11 protein-coding genes and 1 other annotated feature are annotated in these 9,300 nt (G+C 41.8%); of the genes, 4 read left to right on the forward strand and 7 right to left on the reverse strand.

The genetic code is table 11. The features are described from left to right. The first annotated feature begins 46 nt into the window (after positions 1 to 46). The 3 genes from Q0J48_RS02745 to Q0J48_RS02755 all read left to right on the forward strand — a co-directional run bounded on the left by Q0J48_RS02745 (position 47) and on the right by Q0J48_RS02755 (position 2,997). Positions 47 to 2,131 (forward strand): penicillin-binding protein 2, encoded by a 2,085-nt coding sequence (locus tag Q0J48_RS02745; RefSeq protein ID WP_296241421.1) that lies wholly within the window; start codon positions 47 to 49, stop codon positions 2,129 to 2,131. 65 nt (positions 2,132 to 2,196) lie between these two features. Then, complete coding sequence (gene rpmG, locus Q0J48_RS02750) at positions 2,197 to 2,346, forward strand: 50S ribosomal protein L33 (protein ID WP_183373857.1); 150 nt, start codon at positions 2,197 to 2,199, stop codon at positions 2,344 to 2,346. 39 nt (positions 2,347 to 2,385) lie between these two features. Further along, positions 2,386 to 2,997 carry an MBL fold metallo-hydrolase gene (locus tag Q0J48_RS02755; protein WP_296241423.1) on the forward strand — a complete coding sequence of 204 codons (612 nt, stop codon included), beginning with the start codon at positions 2,386 to 2,388 and terminating at the stop codon, positions 2,995 to 2,997. Here the strand turns inward: Q0J48_RS02755 and Q0J48_RS02760 are convergent. The 7 genes from Q0J48_RS02760 to Q0J48_RS02790 are packed head-to-tail and all read right to left on the reverse strand — an operon-like array spanning position 2,994 to position 6,464. Next, the gene (locus Q0J48_RS02760; RefSeq protein ID WP_296241425.1) at positions 2,994 to 3,341 is read right to left on the reverse strand and encodes a hypothetical protein; all 348 of its coding nucleotides are present in this window, start codon (positions 3,339 to 3,341) and stop codon (positions 2,994 to 2,996) included. The two genes, Q0J48_RS02755 and Q0J48_RS02760, sit on opposite strands and share 4 nt — an antisense overlap. Before the next feature lie 16 nt (positions 3,342 to 3,357). Continuing rightward, a complete protein-coding gene (locus Q0J48_RS02765; RefSeq protein ID WP_296241427.1) occupies positions 3,358 to 3,750 on the reverse strand; it encodes a competence type IV pilus minor pilin ComGF in 393 nt (130 codons plus the stop codon). Then, positions 3,713 to 3,880 carry a hypothetical protein gene (locus Q0J48_RS02770; RefSeq protein WP_296241429.1) on the reverse strand — a complete coding sequence of 56 codons (168 nt, stop codon included), beginning with the start codon at positions 3,878 to 3,880 and terminating at the stop codon, positions 3,713 to 3,715. Before Q0J48_RS02770 ends, Q0J48_RS02765 begins: the two co-directional genes overlap by 38 nt. Beyond that, positions 3,864 to 4,253, reverse strand: coding sequence for a competence type IV pilus minor pilin ComGD (gene comGD / locus Q0J48_RS02775; protein WP_296241431.1), 390 nt, complete (start codon positions 4,251 to 4,253; stop codon positions 3,864 to 3,866). Before comGD ends, Q0J48_RS02770 begins: the two co-directional genes overlap by 17 nt. After that, positions 4,231 to 4,527, reverse strand: a complete 297-nt coding sequence (gene comGC, locus Q0J48_RS02780; RefSeq protein WP_296241432.1) for a competence type IV pilus major pilin ComGC — start codon at positions 4,525 to 4,527, stop codon at positions 4,231 to 4,233. Before comGC ends, comGD begins: the two co-directional genes overlap by 23 nt. Before the next feature lie 13 nt (positions 4,528 to 4,540). Beyond that, the gene (locus Q0J48_RS02785) at positions 4,541 to 5,449 is read right to left on the reverse strand and encodes a type II secretion system F family protein (RefSeq protein ID WP_296241434.1); all 909 of its coding nucleotides are present in this window, start codon (positions 5,447 to 5,449) and stop codon (positions 4,541 to 4,543) included. Further along, positions 5,430 to 6,464: an ATPase, T2SS/T4P/T4SS family gene (locus Q0J48_RS02790; RefSeq protein ID WP_296241436.1), complete on the reverse strand. Its 1,035-nt coding sequence runs from the start codon at positions 6,462 to 6,464 to the stop codon at positions 5,430 to 5,432. Before Q0J48_RS02790 ends, Q0J48_RS02785 begins: the two co-directional genes overlap by 20 nt. 100 nt (positions 6,465 to 6,564) lie before the next feature. Continuing rightward, positions 6,565 to 6,761 (forward strand) — a binding site (T-box leader). A gap of 36 nt (positions 6,762 to 6,797) precedes the next feature. Between Q0J48_RS02790 and leuS the strand changes: the two genes are divergently transcribed. Beyond that, complete coding sequence (gene leuS, locus Q0J48_RS02795; protein ID WP_296241438.1) at positions 6,798 to 9,194, forward strand: leucine--tRNA ligase; 2,397 nt, start codon at positions 6,798 to 6,800, stop codon at positions 9,192 to 9,194. Positions 9,195 to 9,300 lie beyond the last annotated feature (106 nt).

The raw sequence follows: 9,300 nt of genomic DNA on the forward strand, positions 1-9,300 counted from the left end.
CAAAAAAATGAAAGTGTGATTAAATAAGGTCCATAAGGGGGAACATATGGCTAAGTTTTTTCGAAATATCAAAAAACGAATGATCAGTTTCTTTACTAAGGGTGATTCAAAACCGACCGATCGGATTATCTCAAGACGAATCTTGGGATTTGCCAGCATAGTCACCATTTTTTTTCTTGTGATCTTTATCCGCCTTATTTATATACAAGTCTTTTCAAATGATCGATATACAACATTGACCAATGATTACACAAGCGTAACGCAATATATCAGCGCTCCGCGAGGACAGATCTTTGATCGCAACGGGAAAGTTCTGGCTAAAACGGTAGTCAGTCATAATATCGTCTATACTTCTCCTAATAATATGACAACAGAAGATTATCTGTTATATGCCAATCGTATCGTTTCTGTTTTTGATGTTGATACCCAAGAGTTTTCAAACAGCGATCGTATTCAAGCTTATATCACATATACTTCTTTTTTGGATGAAGATGATCCGCAATACCAGTGTCGTCATCTCTTTAAAGATTCGGAGTGGGAAAGTCTGCAAAATGGTACGATGAGCACCTCTCAACAGACACAGATCTTATACGATCGCATCAAAGAGGATGAAATCGAAGAGATGTCAGAAGATGAGATCAAACTCTATGTCATTTATAATCGTATGACGACGAAGAACAGTTCTTCTTTAGAGAACGTGATCTTAGAAGATATCAGCGATGATGATGTCGCTTATTTGGTGGAACATAAAACGGAGTTCCCAGGCTTTGATGTGGATTTTGGAGGATGGAAGCGAGAATATCCGTATGGGGAGACTTTATCGGATGTGATCGGCACAGTGACCACCAGCACTGAAGGGTTACCGATTGACTATGTCGATTATTATCTGCAAAAAGGCTTTCAATATAATTCACCAGTTGGAGAATCGGGACTGGAGTTCTATTACAACGATTACTTGGCGGGAGTCAGTGAAGAATCTGTTGTCACCTATGATTCGAATGGATTAGCGCATAAGGAAGTTACGCGTTCTGCTCAGAAAGGCTATGATCTATATCTGACGATTGACATCGATTTACAGGAAAGTCTCGATGCGAACTTATCGTCTGTTTTGAAAGAACATGGAGGAACGGAAGGTCGTGAAGAGTTTAAGAGTCTTTTCACATGCATGATGGACCCGAATTCTGGAGAAGTGTTGGCGATGTCGGGATACACGATGGATCTAGATACCAAGGAATTAACTTACTTCGCCTCAGGAAATTATGTTTCTTTGGTCAATCCAGGCTCCTGCATCAAAGGGGCAACGCTTTATATGGGACAAACCGAAGGCGTTGTTTCCATCGGGGAAGTGATCAATGATGATGTGATGAACATTGATGGGGAAGAATTTTCATCTTACAAAAAATACGGACCCGTTAACGATATTCAAGCATTGTCGGTTTCCAGTAACGTCTATATGTTCAATATTGCGATTCGTTTAGGGGGCGCTGCTTATGTAGAAGGCGAAGGGTTGAACATGCCCGATGTAGAAGGGACAATTGATTTGATGCGAAGTTATTATTCGCGTTTTGGTCTGGGAAATAGGACTGGGATCGATGTGCCGGGGGAAGCATCTGGATATATGGGGTATGCCAACTTGCCTGGATTCACTCTGAACTATTCCATTGGACAGTTAGATATGTATACTCCTTTGCAGCTGCTTCAATATGTATCTGTGATCGCAACCGGGGGTTCGATGTATCAGATCCATCTGATGGACCATATTACAGAAAGCGATTCCCAAAATGTGGTTGACAGTAATGGCGCCGTATTAAAAAGTACTTTAACGAATCAAGAATCCATTTCCCGAATTCAACAAGGATTCCGGGCTTGTGTGGCGGAAGGAAACTGCGGTACAAAGATCCAATCCCGTTTTGAAGCGGTTGCGGCTAAGACGGGAACGGCCGAAGTAGGCGAATATACGACGGCAAACCTTGTGGGATATGCGCCTTATGATGAACCTACGGTATCCTTTGCTTGCTCTGCTCCCACCAGTGCGGAAAATGAGCAATACTTGAAAGGAAATGCCTGTGTAAATTATGTTATTCCTGACGCTTTAGAGTCTTATTTTGAGCTCTATCCTGCCACTAAATAATCTTCTTGCCTAGAAATGTTGAATATGATACAATCCATACGTAAAATTTGTAAGGAGGACGGACCATGAGAGATCGTATTACATTTAAATGCTCTGTTTGTGGAGAAGAAAACTACATCGGAACTCGAAATAAAAAGAAACATCCTGAACGTATGACAGTAAAAAAATATTGTCCGAAATGTAACCAGAAAACAGAACATAAGGAGAAGAAATAAAAAAAGACCGGATTACGGTCTTTTTTATCAGGTGCATTTATGAATGTAAAAACATTGCCCTTAGGCCCCGTGCAGGCCAACTGTTATATTGTGACAAAAGAAGATCGTGCGATCGTGATTGATCCGGGAGATCTTTTTGATTTCGATTCGATCTTAGCGCAAGGACCTTATACCTTGGAAGCCATTTTGTTGACGCATGCGCATTTTGATCATATCCAGGGAGTGGATGCGATCATCCGGTCACATCCGGTTCCTGTCTATATTCATCCTCAAGAAATCGCTTTTCTTAAAGACCCTTCTTTGAATGCTTCAACTTCTTTTTATGAAATGGTCTCGATCCAAGCTCCTGCTTTGCCATTAAAACAAGGGAAGATGAAGATTGCCGATTTCGAGATCGAAGTTTTGTTTACCCCTGGTCATTCTTGCGGGTCAACTTGTTTCATCATAGAAAATACCTTGTTTTCGGGAGATACATTGTTCCAATATTCGATAGGCAGAACGGATCTGCCGACCGGGTCATTGATGGAAATGAAAGAGTCGCTGATTCGTCTTTCTTCTTTAGATGACCAGATGGTTGTCTATCCTGGTCACGGACCGAAAACAACGATTGGGCAAGAAAAACGCATGAATCCTTATCTTCTTTCTCTTTAGAACGAGTCGTATTCAAGATCTTGGATCCCTTGCATATCGTAATAGATACGCATGCGGATCTTTTTTTCTTTTTTGGAATACTTGCACTCCAAATAGGTTTCATGATCTTCAAATGTGACCACAACATCATTAACAAGAATTTCCTGCGTCAAGATCAGTTCTTGCGGATCTCCATCACAAAATCGAATTTGATTATTATGGAAAATCAATCCTTTGGCTTGAGAGATACATGCCAGATCGAACTGACTTTGACGATCACATTGGATCAAGGATGAACTTTGGGCAATATAGATGCTCAATAAGGAAAGAATCTGCACGAGAAGGGCAAAACAGTACAAGGCCAAAGAGCTGATGTACCCGTTAATAGATCTGCATTTGGAAACGATGATCTTGTTTTGTCCAGAAAATATAGATGTTTTCGTTTTCTTTTTCAAAATGAATGTGATCCACTCCTTCCATTAAGATCTCGTATCCATCACGTTTGACAAGGCGGTCCTTGTCTTGTTCGATACGGATTTCATCGTGTTGATAGATCATGCGCAGTTTCGATGGTTCGACTTGAATATCTTGCGAACAAGCCAGGATCTGACGCAGCTGCAAGATTGCCATTTGTTCCTGATGCAACGGTTCAAAGCCAACAATATACAGAGCCGTTTGTAAAAAGACCACACAAAGAAGGCTGACGATACTGGTGATCAAAAGAGCGAGCAAAGCTTCAATCAGAGTAAAACCATTCTTTGTTGATTGTTTCATGGATCATCCACCCTCCGCTTCTTTCAAATAGACCCAAGGCTCCTAACAGCAGGCTTGCACATAGACTGATCAAGAATAGGGCAAACAGAGCATCTCCGAATAAAAAACCGTTCTTATTCAATACGGACACGCCCACTTCCTAATTGAAAGACCAAAGAAATCGAATCTTGTTCGTTATGACAATGGATCGTATGTGCTTGAGAGATATTTCCTTTGGCGTTGTAATGATAGGTAAAAGGATCACATGTGATCGAGTGCGGATAATCAAATTGAATTTCATCAAAGATCGCATGATCCGTTTTGATCTCAACGGTTTTCTCTTCCTTATCCATAAATGCTTTCTCTTGGGTATAGACGCAATACGACAAAAATTGATTTCCAAACAACTTTAAAGACGACATAGAAGGACCTGTGATTTCCACCAAAGTGAAAAGGCTGACAATGAAAAGAACAAACAAAGCTTCTAATAAAGTAAAAGCATTATTGGCTGACGGCCTGACCATTGACAATCTCCACAGGGTTTCCGTTGGGACAGACGGCTTGCTCCTCTTTTAAGTAACCTTCACTGATCAGTTGCGACAGGGTCGGGATGGTATCGTTTTCGATCTCATAAAGCAAGATCTGTGAATCGATGACACTCAATAAGCTCTCGCATCCTTTGGCACGGATGATCTTTTCTTTTTGTTGGATATTCGGTAGAGTGATCAATAAAATAACGGTGATGATCAAAAGAACGATCATCATCTCGAGAAGCGTAAACGCGTTTTTTGTTTTCATAGCGGGTCTCCTTTCAAAATGTATTCAATAATTCCATCGGCATCAGCATGACCTGATAGACGATCAATACGACAGCGCCGACACTGAAATAACTCAGGACTTGGATCCAGATCGAGAGTTTCTTGATCGATTGGTCGATTCTTTTTTCCGTTTTCTTTTGATAGAGCTGTAACATGGCATGTAAGTTGTTCGAGCGGGAACCGATCAGATAATAATGGATGAATGCTTCATCGACTCCAATGTTTTTGAGCCCTTCGAGAAGGGAGCGTCCTTGTTTTAATTGTTCCTGAAGATTTTGGGCATAGTATTGGATAAAAGTATGTTCTTTAATCAAAGACAAAGTTTCCAAAGTTCGTTCTGTTGATATGCCGTGTCCTAAACAGGCCGACAACGCGGAGGCAAATTGCCAAGTCATCAAAGCATTAAAAAACGGAATCTTGTTCAAAAGATGCGATGTGGCATATATTCTCAGATCGTTTGAAAAATTTAGGATCAGGAAAGCGATCCCGCCGGTACATCCCAAGATCAGCCAAAACGATAAAAACGATTTGATCAATTGAATCCCTAAGAAGTCATCTGTCTGCGTGAACGATTGCATCGACGGCAAGATGGAACTCTCAAAAAAACTCACCATGAGAAAGGAAAAGATGAAAAGCGATACAGGATAGGCCATTTTAGCGACAAAGCGCATCGTTTTTCTTCGACCGGCCTCTTCTAAAGAAGTTGCACATTGAATCGCTTCTTTTAAAGGCAAAAGACGGCTTAACGCATCTAAGATCTGAAAATAGATCCCGCCAGGAGAACAAAGAATCGAGATCAGCGATTGCCCAGACTCTAAAGATTTCAAGATCTTTTCGTGATCTTTGAAAGTCTGTTGGATCATAAATGATGTCTGCAGTCCTTTATCCATCAATAACGGCAATTCCTCGATCTCCTCTTTGGAGATCTTGTACGTCGTATTGTGCTTGGGGATCGTGAATTCGATGTTGTGCAATCGCTTCAAGGATCTCATCAGAAAGAGTGCAGAAGTCTTCAGGATAAGCTTGATGTTCGATGGCGTAGTTGAGGTCTTTTCCGGATAAGATTTCATAAACGATCTCCTTTTTGTTAGGGGAAGCCTGATATAAACGCTGCCCAATAAGCATAGTTAAAGTGTTTTTCAATTCATATTTTGTGATTCCAAGATCATAAAGACGTTCGATGGCTTCCAAGGCATTGGACGCATGCAGTGTTGTAAACGCTAAAGAGCCGGTCAGGGCAGCACGCACCACCATTTTAGCGGTATAAGCATTTCGGGTTTCTCCAATCAGTATGACATCGGGATCGTGACGTAGTAACTCTTCGATTCCTTTTTCATAAGTAAAACCGATTTCTTCATTGATCTGTAGTTGAAGATATAAGGGATCTTCGATCTCGATAGGGTCTTCCAAAGACACAACTTTGTGTCCGGAGTTTTGACTGATCGCATGCAAGATCGCATGTAAAGTTGTCGTTTTTCCGGAGTTTGTCGGGCCGCAGGCAATCACAAGACCTTTGCGGGCATGAATCAGCTGTTTTAGAAAATCTCGATGGGCTTTCTTGGTCGTCAATTCATCAATGGTCATATTCACGTGGGTATTCAGGATTCGAATCACGCCCGTTTGCAAGTCTTGATTGCGAATTGTGCTAAAACGACAAAAGATCGTCTTTCCTTGGATCGTCCAAGTAAATTGTCCGCTTTGAGGAAGAAACGGATTGGTAAGATCCATTCCCGCGATATATTTTAAATACTCAAAGATCGACTGGTCCCATAGATCTTGGATCAAAGGAATCATCTGTTCCTGGATACGGAACTGAATGTCTAGATGATCATGGATCAAAGTAAGATGGATATCCGTTGCTTTGCGCGCTGAGGCATATTCTAAAAGTTGATGAAGATGTTCTTGTGTAGATGTCATACAGTATTAAATACGCAGAAAATCACAATGTGTCGCAAAAAGATCGACTTTTTTTAGAAGTTATTGACGAGAGCTTAAAAAAGATGCTATGATTCAAACCAGTAAAGCGTTGATTTAGAGTAGTAAAAGATGATTCTTTGAAAAGAGAACTGTCGGGTGGTGCAAGACAGTCAAAGGATGCTTTGAACTCGCTAAGGAGCTGATAAGTAATGTTATCCGTATTTTCTGCGATAAAGAAAAAAAAGAGGGCACGAGTTTTCGTGAACTAAGGTGGTACCGCGTGCAAACGTCCTTAGAGATAAGGACGTTTTTTTATTTAAGGAGGAATGAACCGTGTACGATCATCAATCAATTGAAAAAAAATGGCAGAAACGCTGGCTGGATGAAAAAACATTTGCCTGCGATACTTCTGATTTTTCAAAACCAAAATATTATGTTTTAGATATGTTTCCTTATCCAAGCGGAAACGGACTTCATGTCGGGCATCCGGAAGGGTATACCGCAACCGATATCATTGCCCGTAAAAAACGCATGGAAGGGTACAATGTTCTGCATCCGATGGGATGGGATGCTTTTGGATTGCCGGCTGAGCAATTCGCAATCCAAACAGGTCATCATCCAGCTGAATTCACTAAACAGAATATCGATCATTTCCGTGATCAGATCCAGTCATTAGGTTTCAGCTATGACTGGGATCGTGAGATCAGCACTTGTGATCCTTCTTACTATAAATGGACGCAATGGATCTTTACCCAGCTTTATAAAAAAGGATTGGCTTATGTGGATGAGATCCCTGTCAACTGGTGTCCGGAACTGAAGACGGTTTTAGCCAATGAAGAAGTCATCGATGGAAAAAGTGAACGCGGAGGCTATCCGGTCATTCGTAAACCCATGCGTCAATGGGTCTTGAAGATCACGGCTTATGCAGAACGTCTTTTAAAAGATCTGGATGAAGTGGATTGGCCTACTTCTACCAAAGAAATGCAGCGCAACTGGATCGGCCGCAGCCAGGGGGCCGATGTCATTTTTAAAATCGATGGTCATGATAAAGAGTTTACTGTCTTTACCACGCGATGCGATACTTTGTTTGGAGCTACTTATTGTGTCATGTCTCCAGAACATCCGTTTGTCGACGAAATCACGACACCGGAACAAAAAGAGGCTGTGGAAGCTTATCAGAAAATCTGTCAAACTAAATCGGATCTGGAAAGAACCGATCTCAACAAAGATAAAACAGGTGTATTTACAGGAGCTTATGCGATCAATCCTGTCAACCAGAAAAAGGTTCCGATTTGGATCAGTGACTATGTTCTCGCAAGCTACGGAACCGGAGCGATCATGGCGGTACCGGCTCATGATACGCGTGACTATGAATTTGCGAAAAAATTTGGATTGGATATCATTCCGGTTCTCCAAGGAGGAGATATTGAAAAAGAAGCCTTTACAGAAGATGGTGTTCATATCAATTCGGAATGGTTAGATGGCTTGAATAAAGAAGAAGCGATCGCGAAAATGATCGCTTGGCTGGAAGAGCATCATGTAGGGCAAGCCAAAGTCACCTATAAACTTCGGGACTGGTTATTTTCCAGACAGCGTTACTGGGGAGAACCGATTCCTGTGATCCATATGGAAGATGGCACGATGCGCACGGTTGAACTGGATGAGCTGCCGTTGGAACTGCCGGCCACAACGAATTTTAAACCTAGCGATACCGGAGAAAGTCCGCTGGCTCATTGTGAGGATTGGCTGCATGTAGAAATCGATGGTGTTAAAGGTATTCGAGAAACCAATACAATGCCGCAGTGGGCGGGATCGTGCTGGTATTATATCCGCTATATTGATCCGAAAAACGAAAAAGCGATTGGAGATCCTAAACTGTTAGAACACTGGCTGCCGGTCGATCTTTATGTAGGGGGAGCGGAGCACGCCGTGCTGCACCTTTTGTACGCTCGTTTCTGGCATAAAGTATTGTACGACTGCGGGGTCGTAAAATCGAAAGAACCGTTCCAGAAACTGTTCCACCAAGGGATGATCTTGGGCTCGAATGGCGAAAAGATGAGTAAGTCTCGAGGCAATGTCATCAATCCGGATGAGATCGTCGCAAGCCATGGGGCGGATGCACTTCGCGTTTACGAAATGTTCATGGGACCCTTAGAAGCCGCATTACCATGGTCTACGACAGGATTGGATGGAACGCGTAAATGGCTGGAGCGCGTCAACCGATTCTATACCGAAGTCGCTTCTATCACAGACGAAAATGATCATGCTCTGGATCGTGTTTATCATCAGACAGTGAAGAAAGTATCTCACGATATCGATACTTTGAACTTTAATACTGCCATCTCGCAAATGATGATCTTTATGAATGAGTGCTATAAACAGAATACGATCTATGTAGAATACGCCAAAGGATTCTTAAAGATGTTCAGCTGTTTTGCACCTCATTTAGGAGAAGAGCTATGGTCAAGCATCTTCCATCAGGAAGCTTCGATTGCCTACGAAGCTTGGCCAACCTATGATGAAGCTATGCTGGTTGATAAAACCGTTACAATTGTTGTTCAGGTCAACGGCAAGGTCCGTGCCAAGTTTGAAGCGGATGCCAATGCCAGTGAAGAACAGATCCAAAAGATGGCGATGGAACAAGAAAATGTACAACATCAAATCGAAGGAAAAACGGTACGCAAGGTTATTGTCGTGAAAGGCAAGATCGTAAACATCGTAGCGAATTAAAAAGAAAACAAGCAACTTTGTCAAAATGATGAAGTTGCTTGTTTTATTAGTGATCCATTGAAAATTTCATGAAAATGATTTCAACATTGAAAAAAATATGAAAACT

Origin of the sequence: uncultured Faecalicoccus sp. (assembly GCF_944325745.1) — a bacterium.
Taxonomy (GTDB): Bacteria; Bacillota_I; Bacilli_A; order Erysipelotrichales; family Erysipelotrichaceae; genus Faecalicoccus.

Excerpts from the sequence above, each read along its gene's own strand:
- comGC (WP_296241432.1), bottom strand. The coding sequence starts at position 4,527 with ATGAAAACAAAAAACGCGTTTACGCTTCTCGAGATGATGATCGTTCTT.
- Q0J48_RS02755 (WP_296241423.1), top strand. The coding sequence starts at position 2,386 with ATGAATGTAAAAACATTGCCCTTAGGCCCCGTGCAGGCCAACTGTTAT.
- comGD (WP_296241431.1), bottom strand. The coding sequence starts at position 4,253 with ATGGTCAGGCCGTCAGCCAATAATGCTTTTACTTTATTAGAAGCTTTG.
- Q0J48_RS02790 (WP_296241436.1), bottom strand. The coding sequence starts at position 6,464 with ATGACATCTACACAAGAACATCTTCATCAACTTTTAGAATATGCCTCA.
- Q0J48_RS02765 (WP_296241427.1), bottom strand. The coding sequence starts at position 3,750 with ATGAAACAATCAACAAAGAATGGTTTTACTCTGATTGAAGCTTTGCTC.
- Q0J48_RS02745 (WP_296241421.1), top strand. The coding sequence starts at position 47 with ATGGCTAAGTTTTTTCGAAATATCAAAAAACGAATGATCAGTTTCTTT.
- rpmG (WP_183373857.1), top strand. The coding sequence starts at position 2,197 with ATGAGAGATCGTATTACATTTAAATGCTCTGTTTGTGGAGAAGAAAAC.